14 protein-coding genes are annotated in these 17,456 nt (G+C 70.1%); 10 read left to right on the top strand and 4 right to left on the bottom strand.

Annotation, left to right across the window (positions count from 1 at the left end; genetic code table 11):
* The first annotated feature begins 32 nt into the window (after positions 1-32).
* From uvrC to ACZ48Z_RS21145, 10 genes are all read left to right on the top strand, one after another.
* Positions 33-2,144, top strand: coding sequence for an excinuclease ABC subunit UvrC (gene uvrC / locus ACZ48Z_RS21190; RefSeq protein ID WP_468737400.1), 2,112 nt, complete (start codon positions 33-35; stop codon positions 2,142-2,144).
* On the top strand, positions 2,141-3,100 hold the full coding sequence (rapZ, locus tag ACZ48Z_RS21185) for an RNase adapter RapZ (RefSeq protein ID WP_468737399.1): 960 nt from the start codon (positions 2,141-2,143) through the stop codon (positions 3,098-3,100). Before uvrC ends, rapZ begins: the two co-directional genes overlap by 4 nt.
* The gene (locus tag ACZ48Z_RS21180) at positions 3,097-4,164 is read left to right on the top strand and encodes a gluconeogenesis factor YvcK family protein (protein ID WP_468737398.1); all 1,068 of its coding nucleotides are present in this window, start codon (positions 3,097-3,099) and stop codon (positions 4,162-4,164) included. Before rapZ ends, ACZ48Z_RS21180 begins: the two co-directional genes overlap by 4 nt.
* The gene (gene whiA / locus ACZ48Z_RS21175; protein WP_468737397.1) at positions 4,155-5,144 is read left to right on the top strand and encodes a DNA-binding protein WhiA; all 990 of its coding nucleotides are present in this window, start codon (positions 4,155-4,157) and stop codon (positions 5,142-5,144) included. The genes ACZ48Z_RS21180 and whiA overlap by 10 nt, the downstream gene beginning before the upstream one ends.
* A gap of 146 nt (positions 5,145-5,290) precedes the next feature.
* The gene (locus tag ACZ48Z_RS21170) at positions 5,291-8,242 is read left to right on the top strand and encodes a M14 family metallopeptidase (protein ID WP_468737396.1); all 2,952 of its coding nucleotides are present in this window, start codon (positions 5,291-5,293) and stop codon (positions 8,240-8,242) included.
* A 214-nt stretch (positions 8,243-8,456) separates the two neighbouring features.
* Positions 8,457-9,467: a type I glyceraldehyde-3-phosphate dehydrogenase gene (gene gap, locus ACZ48Z_RS21165; RefSeq protein WP_468737395.1), complete on the top strand. Its 1,011-nt coding sequence runs from the start codon at positions 8,457-8,459 to the stop codon at positions 9,465-9,467.
* Between the two features lie 131 nt (positions 9,468-9,598).
* Entirely contained in the window at positions 9,599-10,810 is a 1,212-nt protein-coding gene (locus ACZ48Z_RS21160) for a phosphoglycerate kinase (protein ID WP_468737394.1), read from the top strand.
* A 6-nt stretch (positions 10,811-10,816) separates the two neighbouring features.
* Positions 10,817-11,593, top strand: coding sequence for a triose-phosphate isomerase (gene tpiA, locus ACZ48Z_RS21155; protein ID WP_468737393.1), 777 nt, complete (start codon positions 10,817-10,819; stop codon positions 11,591-11,593).
* A gap of 104 nt (positions 11,594-11,697) precedes the next feature.
* Positions 11,698-11,928, top strand: a complete 231-nt coding sequence (secG, locus tag ACZ48Z_RS21150; protein WP_468737610.1) for a preprotein translocase subunit SecG — start codon at positions 11,698-11,700, stop codon at positions 11,926-11,928.
* A 214-nt stretch (positions 11,929-12,142) separates the two neighbouring features.
* Positions 12,143-12,478, top strand: coding sequence for an RNA polymerase-binding protein RbpA (locus tag ACZ48Z_RS21145; RefSeq protein WP_082412914.1), 336 nt, complete (start codon positions 12,143-12,145; stop codon positions 12,476-12,478).
* A gap of 399 nt (positions 12,479-12,877) precedes the next feature.
* Here the strand turns inward: ACZ48Z_RS21145 and pgl are convergent, their stop codons facing one another.
* Genes pgl through tal form a run of 4 tightly spaced genes read right to left on the bottom strand, consistent with a single transcriptional unit; the run spans position 12,878 to position 17,451 of the window.
* Positions 12,878-13,660: a 6-phosphogluconolactonase gene (pgl, locus tag ACZ48Z_RS21140; RefSeq protein WP_468737392.1), complete on the bottom strand. Its 783-nt coding sequence runs from the start codon at positions 13,658-13,660 to the stop codon at positions 12,878-12,880.
* The gene (gene opcA / locus ACZ48Z_RS21135; RefSeq protein WP_468737391.1) at positions 13,657-14,808 is read right to left on the bottom strand and encodes a glucose-6-phosphate dehydrogenase assembly protein OpcA; all 1,152 of its coding nucleotides are present in this window, start codon (positions 14,806-14,808) and stop codon (positions 13,657-13,659) included. Before opcA ends, pgl begins: the two co-directional genes overlap by 4 nt.
* Complete coding sequence (gene zwf, locus ACZ48Z_RS21130) at positions 14,805-16,328, bottom strand: glucose-6-phosphate dehydrogenase (protein ID WP_468737390.1); 1,524 nt, start codon at positions 16,326-16,328, stop codon at positions 14,805-14,807. The genes opcA and zwf overlap by 4 nt, the downstream gene beginning before the upstream one ends.
* Before the next feature lie 4 nt (positions 16,329-16,332).
* Positions 16,333-17,451 (bottom strand): transaldolase, encoded by a 1,119-nt coding sequence (tal, locus tag ACZ48Z_RS21125; RefSeq protein WP_468737389.1) that lies wholly within the window; start codon positions 17,449-17,451, stop codon positions 16,333-16,335.
* Positions 17,452-17,456: the final 5 nt, after the last annotated feature.

Genomic DNA, 17,456 nt, shown 5'->3' with positions numbered 1-17,456 from the left:
GAGTGTCAGCCCTCGCCAGTAGGGTGTGAGACATGGCCGATCCCTCCAGCTACCGCCCCAAACCAGGGGAGATCCCGGACTCTCCCGGGGTGTACAGGTTCCGCGACGAGCACCGCCGGGTGATCTACGTCGGAAAGGCGAAAAGCCTGCGCCAGCGCCTGGCGAACTACTTCCAGGACCTGGCGGGCCTGCACCCCCGCACCCGCACGATGGTGACCACGGCCGCGTCCGTGGAGTGGACGGTGGTGTCCACGGAGGTCGAGGCACTCCAGCTGGAGTACTCCTGGATCAAGGAGTACGACCCCCGGTTCAACGTCAAGTACCGCGACGACAAGAGCTACCCCTACCTCGCGGTGACGATGAACGAGGACTTCCCGCGCGTGCAGGTGATGCGCGGCCAGAAACGCAAGGGCGTCAGGTACTTCGGGCCGTACGGACACGCGTGGGCGATCCGCGACACCGTCGACCTCCTGCTGCGCGTCTTCCCCGTCCGCACCTGCTCCGCCGGCGTCTTCAAGAACGCCGCCCGCACCGGCCGCCCCTGCCTCCTCGGCTACATCGGCAAGTGCTCGGCGCCCTGCGTCGACCGCGTCTCCGCCGACGAACACCGGGACCTGGCCGAGGAGTTCTGCGACTTCATGGCCGGCCGCACCGGCACCTACATCCGCCGTCTGGAGAAGCAGATGACGGACGCGGCCGAGGAGATGGAGTACGAGCGGGCGGCCCGCCTGCGCGACGACATCGGGGCCCTGAAGAAGGCCATGGAGAAGAGCGCGGTCGTGCTCGCCGACGCGACCGACGCCGACCTGATCGCGGTCGCCGAGGACGAGCTGGAGGCCGCAGTCCAGATCTTCCACGTCCGCGGCGGACGCGTCCGCGGCCAGCGCGGCTGGGTCACCGACAAGGTCGAGGAGATCACCACCGGCGCCCTCGTCGAGCACGCCCTGCAGCAGCTCTACGGCGAGGAGAAGGGCGACGCGGTCCCCAAGGAGGTCCTCGTCCCGGCCCTGCCCGACCCGGTCGAGCCGGTCCAGGAGTGGCTCACCGAGCGCCGTGGGTCCAACGTCTCGTTGCGTATCCCGCAGCGCGGCGACAAGAAGGCCCTCATGGAGACCGTGCAGCGCAACGCCCAGCACTCGCTCGCCCTGCACAAGACCAAGCGCGCCTCCGACCTGACCACGCGCTCGCGCGCGCTGGAGGAGATCGCCGAGGCCCTCGACCTGGACAGCGCCCCGCTCAGGATCGAGTGCTACGACATCTCCCACCTCCAGGGCGACGACGTGGTCGCCTCCATGGTCGTCTTCGAGGACGGGCTGCAGCGCAAGAGCGAGTACCGGCGCTTCCAGATCAAGGGCTTCGCCGGGCAGGACGACGTCCGGTCCATGCACGAGGTGATCTCCCGCCGGTTCAGGCGGTACCTGGCCGAGAAGGAGAAGACCGGGGAGTGGGTGGACGACGCCTCCCAGGCCGACCTCAAGGACGCCTCCGGCAACGACGTCCCGGGCGTCTCCGGGACCGGCCCCCAGGGCGCCCAGGAGAACGGCCTCAAGGACGACGACGGCCGCCCCAAGAAGTTCGCCTACCCGCCCCAGCTCGTCGTCGTCGACGGCGGACAGCCCCAGGTCGCCGCCGCCAAGCGGGCCCTGGACGAGCTCGGCATCGACGACATCGCCGTCTGCGGCCTCGCCAAGCGCCTGGAGGAGGTCTGGCTCCCGGACGACGACGACCCGGTCGTGCTCCCCCGCACCAGCGAAGGCCTGTACCTTCTGCAACGGGTCCGCGACGAGGCCCACCGCTTCGCGATCACCTACCAGCGCACCAAGCGCGCCCAGCGCTTCCGGTCGAGCCCCCTCGACGAGGTGCCCGGTCTCGGGGACACGCGCAAGCAGGCCCTGCTGAAACATTTCGGGTCCTTGAAGAAACTACGATCCGCCACCATCGACCAGATCTGCGAGGTCCCCGGTATAGGCCGCAAGACGGCCGAGACGATCGCCGTGGCCCTCGCCCAGGCGGCCCCGCCCGCGCCCGCCGTGAACACGGCGACTGGAGAGATCATGGAAGAGGAGGAACCCGGCACCACGGGTTCCGGTGGGGAGCCCGTGACGGCGGGTGCCCCGGACGAACGACGGGGGCAGGAGACATGAATGTGAACGAGCACGAAGAACAACAGGACCCGAGCGGAGACGACGCACAGGTGAGCACGGGCGCGCCCCACGACACGGCCGGAGTCCCGGAGGCGGCCATTCCCGAGCTGGTGATCATCTCCGGGATGTCCGGCGCCGGCCGCTCGACCGCCGCCAAGTGTCTGGAGGACCTCGGCTGGTTCGTCGTCGACAACCTCCCGCCCGCCCTGATCCCCACCATGGTGGAGCTCGGCGCCCGCTCCCAGGGCAATGTCGCCCGGATCGCGGTGGTCGTCGACGTCCGGGGCCGGCGCTTCTTCGACAACCTCCGTGACTCCCTCGCCGACCTGGCGGCCAAGCACGTCACCCGGCGGATCGTCTTCCTGGAGTCCTCCGACGACGCCCTGGTGCGCCGCTTCGAGTCGGTGCGCCGCCCGCACCCCCTCCAGGGCGACGGGCGCATCGTCGACGGGATCGACGCCGAGCGCGAACTCCTGCGCGAGCTGCGCGGCGACGCCGACCTGGTCATCGACACCTCCAGCCTCAACGTCCACGAGCTGCGCGCCAAGATGGACGCCCAGTTCGCCGGCGAGGAGGAGCCCGAGCTGCGGGCCACCGTCATGTCCTTCGGCTTCAAGTACGGCCTCCCGGTCGACGCCGACCTGGTCGCGGACATGCGGTTCCTGCCCAACCCGCACTGGGTGCCGGAGCTGCGCCCCTTCACGGGCCTCAACGAGGAGGTGTCGGCGTACATCTTCAACCAGCCCGGTGCCAAGGAGTTCCTCGACCGCTACGCCGAGCTGCTGCGCCTCGTCGCGGCCGGCTACCGCCGCGAGGGCAAGCGGTACGTGACCATCGCGATCGGCTGCACCGGCGGCAAGCACCGCTCGGTGGCCACGTCGGAGAAGCTCGCCGCGCGCCTCGCGGCCGAGGGTGTGGAGACGGTGGTCGTACACCGGGACATGGGACGGGAATGACAGAACGTTCTTCCCGGCTGAGCAGGCTGCGCCGGGCGGTGCCCGAGGGACGCGTGAGCCGCCCCGTCGAGGCCCGCGGAGCCAAACCGCGCCGCCGCGGCGCCCAGCCCAAGGTGGTCGCGCTCGGCGGCGGCATGGGCCTGTCCGCCTCGCTCGCCGCCCTGCGCCGGATCACCGGTGACCTGACCGCCGTCGTCACCGTGGCGGACGACGGCGGCTCCAGCGGCCGGCTCCGCGACGAGCTGGGTGTGCTGCCGCCCGGCGACCTGCGCAAGGCGCTGGCCGCACTGTGCGGGGACGACGACTGGGGCCAGACCTGGGCCCGGGTCATCCAGCACCGCTTCCAGTCCAAGGGCGACCTGCACGAACACGCGGTCGGCAACCTGCTGATCGTCGCCCTGTGGGAGCAGCTCGGCGACCATGTCCAGGCCCTCGACCTGGTCGGCAGGCTCCTGGGCGCGCACGGGCGCGTGCTGCCCATGTCCGCCGTACCCCTGGAGCTCCAGGCCCTGGTCAAGGGGCACGACCCGGAGCGGCCCGAGGACGTGGACACCGTACGGGGGCAGGCGACCGTGGCCCTGACACCGGGCGAGGTGCAGTCCGTGCACGTCGTGCCGCACGACCCGCCGGCGGTCCCCGAGGCGGTGGAGGCCGTGCGGGACGCGGACTGGGTGGTCCTCGGTCCCGGCTCGTGGTTCTCCTCGGTCATCCCGCACCTGCTGGTGCCGGAACTGCTGGACGCGCTGATCCAGACGAAGGCGCGCCGGGTGCTCTCCCTGAACCTCGCTCCGCAGCCGGGAGAAACCGATGGCTTCTCCCCGCAGCGTCATTTGGAGGTTTTGGGACGACACGCCCCTAAACTCGCCCTGGACGTGGTGCTGGCCGACCAGGCCGCCGTGCCCGACCGCGATTCCCTCACCGATGCCGCCAAGCGGTTCGGCGCCGCGGTCGAGCTGGCGCCGGTGGCCCGGCCCGACGGGACCCCGAGGCACGACCCGGAGCTGTTGGCCGCCGCGTACGACCGTATTTTTCGGATGCATGGAAGGATCGGCCCATGGCGATGACGGCAGCGGTGAAGGACGAGATCTCCCGGCTTCCCGTCACCCGGACCTGCTGCAGAAAGGCGGAGGTCTCCGCTGTTCTGCGGTTCGCCGGCGGCCTTCACCTGGTGAGCGGGCGCATTGTGATCGAGGCGGAGCTGGACACCGCGATGGCGGCCCGTCGCCTCAAGCGGGACATTCTGGAGATCTTCGGCCACAGTTCCGAACTGATCGTGATGGCACCGGGCGGGCTGCGCCGCGGCTCGCGTTACGTCGTCCGGGTGGTCGCGGGCGGTGACCAGCTGGCCCGCCAGACCGGCCTGGTCGACGGCCGGGGCCGGCCGATCCGCGGCCTGCCCCCGCAGGTCGTCTCCGGCGCCACCTGCGACGCCGAGGCCGCCTGGCGCGGGGCCTTCCTGGCGCACGGCTCGCTCACCGAGCCCGGCCGCTCCTCCTCCCTGGAGGTGACCTGCCCGGGTCCGGAGGCCGCCCTGGCCCTGGTCGGCGCCGCCCGCCGGCTGTCGATCGGCGCCAAGGCCCGTGAGGTCCGCGGGGTCGACCGGGTCGTCGTCCGGGACGGCGACGCGATCGGAGCCCTGCTCACCCGCCTCGGCGCCCACGAGTCGGTGCTCGCCTGGGAGGAGCGCCGGATGCGCCGCGAGGTGCGGGCCACGGCGAACCGGCTCGCCAACTTCGACGATGCCAACCTGCGCCGCTCCGCGCGCGCGGCCGTCGCCGCCGGGGCCCGGGTCCAGCGCGCCCTGGAGATCCTCGCCGACGACGTGCCCGAGCACCTCGCCGCCGCCGGGCGACTGCGCATCGAGCACAAGCAGGCCTCCCTGGAGGAGCTGGGTGCGCTCGCCGATCCGCCGCTGACCAAGGACGCCGTCGCAGGCCGTATCCGCCGCCTGCTGGCGATGGCCGACAAGCGTGCCTCCGACATCGGCATCCCGGGCACGGAATCCAGCATCACCGAGGAGATGGCCGACAACCTGGTCGGCTGACCAGCAGTCACCACGCCGGTGCCGACTCCCACTTGGGACGTCGGCACCGGCGTTTGCGTATCCGTGAGGCCCCCTTGACTCGATCATGAACTGTCATGAGCCTGGCATCTGTTCGCTGCTGTGGCGGACCACCGCAAGGGGGGCTCATGAGACGAAGAGCGAGACCGATCCTCGCTGTTGGCGCACTGTTGCTCGGCGGCGCGGGCATCGCACCCGTCGCCCATGCCGCGCAGAGCGCAGGTTCTCCTGATCCGAACGAAGTCAAGGTCTTCCGCGCCGAGGTCACCAGCGGGCAGGTACCCCTGCTGCTGGCGGCCGGGCAGGACGGTCACGAACTCAGCGAGCAGGTACCCGCGAAGGGCACCGCGACCGTCGAGGTCTACCTCACCGACCAGGAGGCGGAGAAGCTCGAAGGGCAGGGCGTCGAACTCACCGAGCACACGCTGACCGCCAAGGCCGAGGCCCGCGTGGACAAGGCCGCCGAGGGCGTGTTCCGGCCCTACAGCGGAAAGGGAGGCCTGCAGGAGGAGATCCTCGCGACCGCCCGGGCCAACCCCGGCCTCACCAAGGTCGTCTCCATCGGCAAGACCGTGAACGGCAAGGACATCCTCGCGCTCAAACTGACCAAGAACGCGAAGAAGTCCAAGGACGGCGCCAAACCCGCCGTCCTGTACATGTCCAACCAGCACGCGCGCGAGTGGATCACGCCGGAGATGACCCGCCGGCTGCTCCACCACTACGTCGACCACTACAAGAGCGACAAGCGCATCAAGAAGATCGTCGACTCCACCGAACTGTGGTTCGTCCTGTCGGCCAACCCCGACGGCTACGACTACACCTTCCAGAACACCGACAACCGTCTGTGGCGCAAGAACCTGCGCGACAACAACGGCGACGGCACCATCAGCGTCGGCGACGGTGTGGACCTCAACCGCAACTTCTCCTACAAGTGGGGCTACGACGACGAGGGTTCGTCCCCCAACCCCACCAGCGAGACCTACCGCGGTACGGCCCCGGGCTCCGAGCCCGAGACCAAGGCCCTGGACGCCTTCGAGAAGCGGATCGGCTTCACGTACGGCATCAACTACCACTCCGCCGCCCAGCTCCTCCTCTACGGCGTCGGCTGGCAGGTGGCCACCGACACCCCGGACGACGTCCTCTACCGGTCCCTCGCCGGCACCCCGGACAACTCGGCGATCCCCGGCTACCGTCCGCAGGTCTCCTCCGAGCTGTACACCACCAACGGCGAGGCGGACGGCCACGCGTCGAACGTCAACGGCCTGGCGATGTTCACCCCCGAGATGTCGACCTGCCAGACCGCCTCGGACCTCGACCCGAACGACCAGTGGAACGCGGCCGACTGCCAGTCGGTCTTCAACTTCCCGGACGACGAGAAGCTGATCCAGCAGGAGTTCGAGAAGAACATCCCGTTCGCGCTCTCGGTCGCCGAGACCGCCGTCCACCCCGACCAGCCGGCCTCCTCACTCGGCCTGAAGGCCGCCGACTTCACCCCGAAGCCGTTCACCACGTCCTACGCGCGCGGCGCGGACCAGGAGGTCTCCGTCGTCGTACGCAGGTCCGTGCGCGACAAGGAGCTCAAGTACCGCGTCAACGGCGGCCGTACCCAGCACACGGCGCTCCGCGCCTGGAAGGGCGGCGAGACGTACGGCGGTGAGGACAACCTCTACTTCGACGAGTACCGCGCCAAGGTCACCGACGCCGATCCGGGCGACAAGGTCGAGGTCTGGTTCACCGGCGGGACGAAGAGCAAAAAGCCCACCTCCAGCGCACACTTCACCTACGTCGTGGCCGAACGGCCGCGCGCGGACGTGCTCGTGGTCGCCGAGGAGGGCGCGAACGCCGCACAGGCGCAGACGTACGTCGACGCGCTGAAGGCGAGCGGGCGCAAGGCGGTCGTCTGGAACGTCGCCACCCAGGGCGCGCCCGACGCGCTCGGCGTGCTGGACCACTTCAGGTCGGTCGTCCACTACACGGGCGCGGCCGTCCCGGGCAACGCCACCCAGCTCCAGCTGCGCGCTTACCTCAACGAGGGCGGCAAACTGGTCGAGGCGGGCGAGCGGGCCGGCGGCAACGTCGACCTGGGCGGCGGCACCCTGTCGAACGACTTCAGCCAGTACTACCTGGGCGCCTACACCCGTACGACCCTGCCCGGCGCCACCGCCTTCCAGGGCACCGGCAAGCTCGCCGGGGCCTCCGGAACCCTCGGCGCCGCCCCCGGCAACCCGCTCGATGCGGCCGGATCCTTCAGCGTCACCTCGGACAACCTGCCCGCGGCGGCCTACCCGCAGTTCGCGAGCGCGGGAGCGGGCACCTATCCCGGCACGCCCAACCCGTACGGACCGTACGAGGGCTCCTCCATGGCGGCCGTCACACACAGCGACTACGCCTGGAACCGTCTCACCCGCACCATCGACCTCACCCAGGTGACCGCCGCGCAGGCGCCCGCACTGCGCACCCGGCTGCTGTGGGACACCGAGGAGGGCTACGACCACGCCGTCCTGGAGGCGCACACCGCCGGGGCCGACGACTGGACCACGCTCCCCGAGAAGGGCGGCGCCACCAGCACCGCCGTGCCCGCCGAGTGCGAGGCCGGGTTCTTCATCGCGGCCCACCCCGCGCTCAAGCGGTATCTGACGCAGGGCGCCGACGGCTGCACGGCCTCCGGCACCAGCGGCCAGTGGAACAGCCTCACCGGGGCGTCGGCAGGCTGGCAGGAGGTCTCCTTCGACCTCTCCGCGTACGCGGGCAAGAAGGTCGAGGTCTCCCTCAGCTACATCACCGACCCCGGCTCCGGCGGCCGAGGCGTCCTCGCCGACAACGCGTCCGTCGTCATCGGCGGCCAGGCCGTGGAGACCGAGGGCTTCGAGACCTCGCTCGGCGCGTGGAGCGTGCCCGGGCCGCCCGCGGGCAGCCCCGCGGTCGTCAAGGACTGGGGGCGTGCCGGAGAACTGTTCAAGACGTACGGCGCGGTCACCACGGACGACACCGTGCTGCTGGGCTTCGGCCTGGAGCACGTCGCCGCGGCGGCCGACCGCACGGCCCTGCTGCGCAAGGCACTCGCGGCCATCGGCGGGTGAACCGTGGATGACTCGACGTAGTCGTCCGGGGTGACCGGAGCTTTCGGTCCGGGGCGGTCCGTACCCCTACTGGCGGGTACGGACCGCCCTGCCGTGTATGGGGCATCTCGATGTCACCACGCCGGTCTCAGGGAGGTAGGGTCGGGGGTGGTCGGGGACATCCCATACAGCTCGCCGGAGTCGAACCCGGCGTACCAACGAGGAGATCGGTTTCGTGACGATCCGCGTAGGCATCAACGGCTTTGGCCGCATCGGTCGTAACTACTTCCGCGCGCTGCTGGAGCAGGGTGCTGACATCGAGATCGTGGCTGTCAACGACCTGGGTGACACCGCGACCACCGCTCACCTGCTCAAGTACGACACCATCCTGGGCCGCCTCAAGGCCGAGGTGTCGCACACCGCCGACACGATCACCGTCGACGGTCACACCATCAAGGTGCTCTCCGAGCGCAACCCCGCCGACATCCCGTGGGGTGAACTCGGCGTCGACATCGTCATCGAGTCGACCGGCATCTTCACGAAGAAGGCCGACGCCGAGAAGCACATCGCCGGCGGTGCGAAGAAGGTCCTCATCTCGGCTCCGGCCAAGGACGAGGACATCACCATCGTGATGGGCGTCAACCAGGACAAGTACGACGCGGCCAACCACCACGTCATCTCCAACGCCTCCTGCACCACCAACTGTGTGGCGCCGATGGCCAAGGTTCTCGACGAGAACTTCGGCATCGTCAAGGGCCTGATGACGACGGTCCACGCGTACACGAACGACCAGCGGATCCTGGACTTCCCGCACTCGGACCTGCGCCGCGCCCGCGCCGCCGCCGAGAACATCATCCCGACCACGACCGGTGCCGCGAAGGCCACCGCCCTGGTCCTCCCGCAGCTCAAGGGCAAGCTGGACGGCATCGCGATGCGCGTCCCGGTCCCGACCGGCTCGGCCACCGACCTGGTCGTGACGCTGCAGCGCGAGGTCACCAAGGACGAGGTCAACGCCGCGTTCAAGAAGGCCTCCGACGACGGCGACCTCAAGGGCTTCCTGACCTACACCGAGGACGAGATCGTCTCCTCGGACATCGTCGGCGACCCGTCGTCCTGCACCTTCGACTCCTCCCTGACCATGGTCCAGGAGGGCAACACGGTGAAGATCCTCGGCTGGTACGACAACGAGTGGGGCTACTCCAACCGCCTCGTCGACCTCACGGTCTTCGTCGGCAACCAGCTCTGATCCACAGAGCAGGCACTTGATGTGAGAGCAGGGCTCGGGCGGCGCAGGGACGCGCCGTCCGGGCCCTGACTCGCGTACGGACCGGCCCTCTTACGATCACGAGCACCACCAGTCATTCGGGAGCCCTCTCAATGAAGACGATCGACGAACTTCTCGCCGAAGGCGTCACAGGCAGGCGGGTCTTCGTCCGCGCCGACCTGAACGTGCCGCTCGACGGCACCACGATCACCGACGACGGCCGCATCCGCGCCGTACTGCCCACCGTCAAGGCGCTCGCCGAGGCCGGCGCCCGCGTGGTCGTCGCCTCTCACCTGGGCCGCCCCAAGGGCGCCCCGGACCCGGCCTTCTCGCTCGCCCCGGCCGCCGCCCGCCTCGGTGAACTCCTGGACGCCTCCGTGGCGTTCGCGACCGACACCGTGGGCGAGTCGGCCACCGCCACGGTCGCGGGCCTCACCGACGGCCAGGTCGCGGTCGTCGAGAACCTCCGCTTCAACGCAGGCGAGACCTCCAAGGACGACGCCGAGCGCGGCGCCTTCGCGGACCAGCTGGCCGCTCTCGCCGACGTCTACGTCGGCGACGGCTTCGGCGCGGTGCACCGCAAGCACGCCTCGGTCTTCGACCTCCCGGGCAAGCTCCCGCACTACGCCGGCTACCTCATCGCCACCGAGGTCGGCGTGCTGAAGAAGCTCACGGACGACGTCCAGCGCCCGTACGTGGTCGCACTCGGCGGCGCCAAGGTCTCCGACAAGCTCGCCGTCATCGACGAACTGCTCGGCAAGGCCGACCGCATCCTCATCGGCGGCGGCATGGCGTACACCTTCCTCAAGGCCAAGGGGTACGAGGTCGGCAAGTCCCTCCTCCAGGAGGACCAGATCCCGGCGGTCCTGGAGTACATCGAGCGCGCGGAGAAGACCGGCGTCGAGCTGGTGCTGCCCGTCGACGCCGTGGTCGCCCCCGGGTTCCCGGACCTGAAGACCAAGGCCCCCGGCGGTGCCACCACCGTGGCCGCGGACGCGATCCCGGCCGACCAGCTGGGCCTGGACATCGGCCCGGCGTCCGGCAAGCTGTACGCCTCGAAGATCACCGACGCCGCCACCGTCTTCTGGAACGGCCCGATGGGCGTCTTCGAGCACCCCGACTTCGCCGAGGGCACCAAGGCCGTCGCCCAGGCACTCCTCGACTCCCCGGCCTTCACGGTCGTCGGCGGTGGCGACTCCGCCGCGGCCGTCCGCATCCTGGGCTTCGACGAGAACGCATTCGGCCACATCTCGACCGGCGGCGGCGCCTCCCTCGAATACCTCGAGGGCAAGACGCTCCCCGGCCTCGCCGCACTGGAGGACTGACCCCGCATGACCACTCGCACGCCGATCATGGCGGGTAACTGGAAGATGAACCTCAACCACCTCGAGGCCATCGCGCACGTCCAGAAGCTCGCCTTCGCCCTCGCGGACAAGGACTACGAGGCCGTCGAGGTCGCCGTCCTGCCGCCCTTCACCGATCTGCGCTCCGTGCAGACCCTGGTCGACGGCGACAAGCTCAAGATCAAGTACGGCGCCCAGGACCTCTCGGCGCAGGACTCCGGCGCCTACACCGGCGAGATCTCCGGCTCGATGCTGGCCAAGCTGAAGTGCACGTACGTGGCGGTCGGCCACTCCGAGCGCCGCCAGTACCACGCGGAGACCGACGACATCGTCAACGCCAAGGTGAAGGCCGCCTACAAGCACGGCCTGACCCCGATCCTGTGCGTCGGCGAGGAGCTGGACGTCCGCGAGGCGGGCAACCACGTCTCCCACACCCTCGCCCAGGTCGAGGGCGGCCTCAAGGACCTGCCGGCCGAGCAGGCCGAGTCCGTCGTGATCGCCTACGAGCCCGTGTGGGCCATCGGCACCGGCAAGGTCTGCGGCGCGGACGACGCCCAGGAGGTCTGCGCGGCGATCCGGGGCAAGCTCGCCGAGCTGTACACCCAGGAGCTGGCCGACCAGGTCCGCATCCAGTACGGCGGCTCCGTCAAGGCCGGCAACGTCGCCGAGATCATGTCCAAGGCCGACATCGACGGCGCCCTGGTGGGCGGGGCCTCGCTGGACGCCGACGAGTTCGTCAAGATCGTGCGCTTCCGGGACCAGTAAGTAGGCCCCGGCGGCAATACGTCGTACCCTTGCGGGGGCATGGTGGGCAGCCACCATGTCCCCGTCGTTCATCCGAATCCGAGAGAGTTGGTCCAGCCGTGGTTTTGGGGTTCTCGATCGCCCTGATCGTCTTCAGCGGGCTGATGATGCTGCTGGTCCTGATGCACAAGGGGAAGGGCGGCGGCCTCTCCGACATGTTCGGTGGCGGCATGCAGTCGTCCGTCGGCGGTTCCTCGGTCGCCGAGCGCAACCTCGACCGCATCACCGTGGTGGTCGGTCTGCTGTGGTTCGTGTGCATCATCGTGCTCGGCATGCTCATGAAGACGAACAGCTGAGCGGCCACGCCACACACAGCACGTACATTCCGCACGTAAGGCCCCATGTTCGGTACGCGCAGCTGAGCGCGGCCTATCATGGGGCTTGCGTCTAGGTGTGGGGGCTGTAACTCCAATCACTGGACGCGCGTTGGGCCTTACGTAGACTGAGGCGCTCGCAACGAAGCGAAACGCCGACTCGCTTCGCGGCACCATCACGCAGGGAGTTACGACCGTGGCAAGTGGCAACGCGATCCGTGGTAGCCGGGTCGGGGCGGGGCCGATGGGCGAGGCCGAGCGGGGCGAGTCCGCCCCGCGTCTGCGCATCTCCTTCTGGTGCTCCAACGGGCACGAGACGGTGCCCAGCTTCGCCAGCGACGCGCAGGTGCCCGAAACCTGGGACTGTCCTCGCTGCGGCTTTCCCGCCGGACAGGACCGGGACAACCCGCCGGCTCCGCCGCGCACCGAGCCGTACAAGACGCACCTCGCGTACGTACGGGAGCGGCGCAGCGACGCGGACGGCGAGGCGATCCTCGCCGAGGCGCTCGCCAAACTGCGGGGCGAGATCTAGAAGTCGAGAACCGGCCGGGCACCGAGAGGTGACTGGCCGGAGCCGTTTCCCGGCTGCCGTCCCCGCCGATTGTCAGTGGCGGCCTCCACGGTTTGTGCACCGAGGTGTGATGCGCGGACCGGGAGGGGGAGTCGTGATGTCGGTCAGGGCCGCGGGCGGGTGTGTGTCCGAGTGACGACGCCCTGCACTCCCACCAGCCCGAGGAGGCCGTGGAAGGCTTCACGGACGCCCATCCGCTCGAACTGGCCGGGCAGGTCGGGAGGTTGCGCAGGGGACACCCCTGGACCGGCTCCGTGAGGCCCCGCAGGACTGGAACGGGCGCGTCTTCCGCTGAGAACGTGAACGCCGGGCCCCTCCCAGGAGGGGCCCGGCGTTCAACTGCCTTCTCGAAGGCGGGTGTTACGACGAAGCCGGCGGATACAGCGACCTCGGCAGCTGGGAGGCCGCCGCCGAGTCCAGCAGCCACAGGGTGCGGGCCCGGCCACGGGCTCCGGCCGCCGGGGCCTGGATCTCACCCGCACCGGACAGCGCGATCGCCGCGGCCCGTGCCTTGTCCTCGCCGGCCGCCAGGAGCCAGACCTCGCGGGCCGCGCGGATGGCGGGCAGCGTGAGGGTGACCCGGGTCGGCGGCGGCTTCGGGGCGCCGTGCACCCCGACGACCATGCGCTCGGTCTCCCGTACCGCCGGGAGTTCCGGGAACAGGGACGCCACGTGGGTGTCCGGGCCGACGCCCAGCATCAGGACGTCGAAGGTCGGGACCGTGCCGTGGTTCTCGGGACCGGCCGCGCGGGCCAGCTCCTCGGCGTAGGCAGCGGCCGCGGCCTCGGCGTCGTCGCCGTGGGGACCGTCCGACGCGGGCATGGCGTGCACGCGCTTCGGGTCCAGCGGTACGGAGTCCAGCAGGGCCTCGCGGGCCTGCGTGACATTGCGTTCCGGGTCGCCCTCGGGCAGGAAACGCTCGTCGCCCCACCACAGGTCCAGGCGGCTCCAGTCGACGGCGTCCCGGGCGGGCGCCGCGGCGAGGGCGGCCAGCAGGCCGTTGCCGTTGCGCCCGCCGGTGAGGACCACCGACGCCGAGCCCCGTGAGGCCTGCGCGTCCACGATCTTCGTGATCAGCCGGGCCGCGGCGGCCTGGGCCATCAGTTCCTTGTCGCGGTGCACGACCAGCTGCGGGGTGCTCACTTCCCCGCCTTCCCGGACAGCCCGGAGGGGACCGGCTTCAGCGCGGGCGTCGCCGGCCCTTCCTTCCCGGCAGCTTTCGCAGGGCCCTCGACAGGGGCTTTGACGGCGACTTCCGCGGAGGCTCCGGCTGCGGCCGGCTCTGCGGGGACGGCGTCTGCGGAGCCTGATTCTCCGGCGCCGGAGCCGGGGTCTCCTTTGGCAGCAGGTTCCGGAAACGGAGCCGACGTGTTCAGCTTCTCCACCCCGAACCGCAGCGCCGACGCGTACGTGTCGTCCGGGTCCAGCCGCCGCAGCTCCTCGGCGATCAGCTCGGCCGTGTCCCGGCGCTTCAGCGCCACCGCACGGTCGGGCTGCCCCTGGATGGAGAGCGTGGCGAGCGAGCCGTCCGCACGGTCCAGGACGATCGGGCCGCTGTCCGTGTGCAGCCGTACGGCCGTCAGACCGGGACCGCTCGACAGCGAGCGCTTCACCGGCACGTCCAGCCGGTCCGCCAGCCACATCGCCAGCAGCTCGCAGCTCGGGTTGAACTCCTCGCCCTCCACCTCGACGGCCGCCACCTCGCAGGTGACCTGGTCGAGCGCGGCGGCCAGCATCGAGCGCCACGGGGTGATGCGGGTCCAGGAGAGGTCGGTGTCACCCGGGGTGTAGGTGTCGGCGCGCGCCGACAGCTCGCTCACCGGCTGCTCGGAGGAGTACGTGTCGGTGACCCGGCGCTGGGCCAGCGCGCCGAGCGGATCGCCGGCCGGGTCCAGCGGCGCGTCCACCGGCCACCAGACGACCACCGGGGCGTCCGGCAGCAGCAGCGGAAGGACCACCGACTGGGCGTGGTCGACGACGTCGCCGTACAGCCGTAGCACCACCGTCTCGCCGGTGCCCGCGTCCGCGCCCACCCGTACCTCGGCGTCGAGGCGGGACTGGGTGCGGTCGCGGGAACTCCTCGACACCCGCTTGATGACCACGAGCGTGCGCGAGGGGTGCTCGCGGGACGCGTCGTTCGCGGCCTTCAGGGCGTCGTACGCGTTCTCCTCGTCGGTCACGATGACCAGCGTGAGCACCATGCCGACGGCCGGTGTGCCGATGGCACGGCGGGCCTTCACCAACGCCTTGTTGATCTTGCTGGCAGTGGTGTCCGTGAGGTCTGTCTTCATGGCCGGCGCCAGCTCCGTCCCTCTCGTGCGAGCATTTCGTCCGCCTCGACCGGGCCCCAGGTGCCGGAGAGGTACTGGGCGGGCCTGCCGTGCCGGTCCCAGTACTCCTCGATCGGGTCGAGGATCTTCCAGGACAGCTCGACCTCCTCCGTGCGGGGGAAGAGGTTCGAGTCGCCGAGCAGGACGTCGAGGATGAGGCGCTCGTACGCCTCGGGCGAGGACTCCGTGAACGACTCGCCGTAGGCGAAGTCCATGGACACGTCGCGGATCTCCATCGAGGTGCCCGGCACCTTGGAGCCGAAGCGGACGGTGACGCCCTCGTCGGGCTGGACGCGGATGACGATCGCGTTGGAGCCGAGCTCCTCGGTGGCCGTCGTGTCGAAGGGGGAGTGCGGGGCCCGCTGGAAGACCACCGCGATCTCGGTGACGCGGCGGCCCAGGCGCTTGCCGGTGCGCAGGTAGAACGGCACACCCGCCCAGCGCCGGTTGTCGATCTCCACCTTGATGGCCGCGTAGGTGTCGGTCTTCGACTGGGGGTCGATGCCCTCCTCCTGGAGGTAGCCGACCGCCTTCTCGCCGCCCTGCCAGCCCTCCGCGTACTGCCCGCGCACGGTGTCGCGGCCCAGGTCCTTCGGCAGTTTCACCGCGCCGAGCACCTTGGTCTTCTCGGCGGCCAGTGCGTCCGCGTCGAAGGACGCCGGCTCCTCCATGGCGGTGAGGGCCATGAGCTGGAGCAGGTGGTTCTGGATGACGTCACGGGCGGCGCCGATGCCGTCGTAGTAGCCGGCCCGGCCGCCGATGCCGATGTCCTCGGCCATCGTGATCTGCACGTGGTCCACGAAGGACCGGTTCCAGATCGGCTCGAACATCGTGTTGGCGAAACGCAGCGCCAGGATGTTCTGGACGGTCTCCTTGCCCAGGTAGTGGTCGATACGGAAGACCTGGTCCGGGGCGAAGACCTCCTCGACGGTCGCGTTGAGCTCCTCGGCCGACTTCAGGTCGTGGCCGAAGGGCTTCTCGATGACCGCGCGGCGCCAGGAGCCGCTCGACTGGTCGGCGAGACCGTGCTTCTTCAGCTGCTGGATGACCACCGGGAAGGCGCCCGGCGGCACGGACAGGTAGAAGGCGAAGTTGCCGCCCGTGCCCTGTGCCTTGTCCAGCTCGTCGATGGTGGCGCGCAGCCGCTCGAACGCGTCGTCGTCGTCGAAGGTGCCCTGCACGAAGCGCATCCCCTGGATGAGCTGCTGCCAGACCTCCTCGCGGAACGGCGTACGGGCGTGCTCCTTGACGGCGTCGTGGACCTCCTGCGCGAAGTCCTCGTTCTGCCATTCGCGCCGCGCGAAGCCGACCAGCGAGAAGCCCGGCGGCAGCAGACCCCGGTTCGCGAGGTCGTACACGGCGGGCATGAGCTTCTTTCGTGACAAATCGCCCGTGACGCCGAAGATGACCAGGCCCGACGGCCCCGCGATACGCGGGAGCCGTCGGTCGGCGGGGTCACGCAGCGGGTTGCTGCTCGACAAGAGTTCAGCCCTCCGAAGGGGCGAGGCGCCGGAGCTCCGCCTCGGTCGACTTGAGCAGGTCGTTCCACGCGTCCTCGAACTTCTGGACGCCCTCTTCCTCCAGCAGCTCGACGACCTCGTCGTAGGAGATCCCGAGCTTCTCCAGCGCGTCGAGCTCGGCGCGGGCCTGCTCGTACGTGCCGGACACCGCGTCGCCGCGGATCTGGCCGTGGTCCTCGGTGGCGAACAGGGTGGCCTCCGGCATGGTGTTCACCGTGTTCGGCGCCACCAGCTCGTCGACGTACAGCGTGTCCTTGTACGCCTTGTCCTTGACGCCGGTCGAGGCCCACAGCGGACGCTGCTTGTTGGCGCCCGCGCTCTCCAGCGCGGCCCAGCGCTCGGTGGCGAAGACCTCCTCGTACGCCTGGTAGGCGAGGCGCGCGTTGGCGAGACCGGCCTTGCCGCGGGCGGCCTTGGCCTCGTCGGTGCCGAGCGCGTCGAGCCGCTTGTCGATCTCGGTGTCCACGCGGGACACGAAGAAGGACGCCACGGAGTGGATCTTCGACAGGTCCAGGCCGCGCTCCTTGGCCTTCTCCAGGCCCGCGATGAACGCGTCCATGACCAGGCGGTAGCGCTCCAGCGAGAAGATCAGCGTGACGTTGACGCTGATGCCGAGGCCGATGACCTCGGTGATCGCCGGGATGCCCGCCTGGGTGGCGGGGATCTTGATGAGGGTGTTGGGGCGGTCGACGAGCCAGGCCAGCTGCTTGGCCTCGGCGACGGTCGCCTTGAGGTTGTGCGCCAGACGCGGGTCGACCTCGATCGAGACCCGGCCGTCCTGGCCGTCGGTGGCGTCGTAGACCGGGCGCAGGATGTCGGCGGCGTCCCGGACGTCCGCCGTCGTGATCATGCGGATGGCCTCTTCGACCGAGACCTTGCGGAAGGCGAGGTCGGAGAGCTGCTGGTCGTAGCCGTCGCCCTCCGAGATCGCCTTCTGGAAGATCGACGGGTTGGTGGTGACGCCCACGACGTGCTGCTGGTCGATCAGCTCGGCGAGGTTGCCGGACGTGATCCGCTTGCGCGACAGGTCGTCCAGCCAGATCGCGACGCCCTCCTCGGAGAGGCGCTTGAGTGCGTCTGTCATGGAAT

The sequence above is a fragment of the Streptomyces sp. NPDC031225 genome (genome assembly GCF_055570355.1).
Note: the sequence above shows the minus strand (reverse complement) of the source record. Positions and strands in the feature narration are given on the sequence as shown.

Excerpts from the sequence above, each read along its gene's own strand:
- tpiA (WP_468737393.1), top strand. The coding sequence starts at position 10,817 with ATGACCACTCGCACGCCGATCATGGCGGGTAACTGGAAGATGAACCTC.
- ACZ48Z_RS21170 (WP_468737396.1), top strand. The coding sequence starts at position 5,291 with ATGAGACGAAGAGCGAGACCGATCCTCGCTGTTGGCGCACTGTTGCTC.
- whiA (WP_468737397.1), top strand. The coding sequence starts at position 4,155 with ATGGCGATGACGGCAGCGGTGAAGGACGAGATCTCCCGGCTTCCCGTC.
- opcA (WP_468737391.1), bottom strand. The coding sequence starts at position 14,808 with ATGAAGACAGACCTCACGGACACCACTGCCAGCAAGATCAACAAGGCG.
- ACZ48Z_RS21160 (WP_468737394.1), top strand. The coding sequence starts at position 9,599 with ATGAAGACGATCGACGAACTTCTCGCCGAAGGCGTCACAGGCAGGCGG.
- ACZ48Z_RS21180 (WP_468737398.1), top strand. The coding sequence starts at position 3,097 with ATGACAGAACGTTCTTCCCGGCTGAGCAGGCTGCGCCGGGCGGTGCCC.
- rapZ (WP_468737399.1), top strand. The coding sequence starts at position 2,141 with ATGAATGTGAACGAGCACGAAGAACAACAGGACCCGAGCGGAGACGAC.
- tal (WP_468737389.1), bottom strand. The coding sequence starts at position 17,451 with ATGACAGACGCACTCAAGCGCCTCTCCGAGGAGGGCGTCGCGATCTGG.
- uvrC (WP_468737400.1), top strand. The coding sequence starts at position 33 with ATGGCCGATCCCTCCAGCTACCGCCCCAAACCAGGGGAGATCCCGGAC.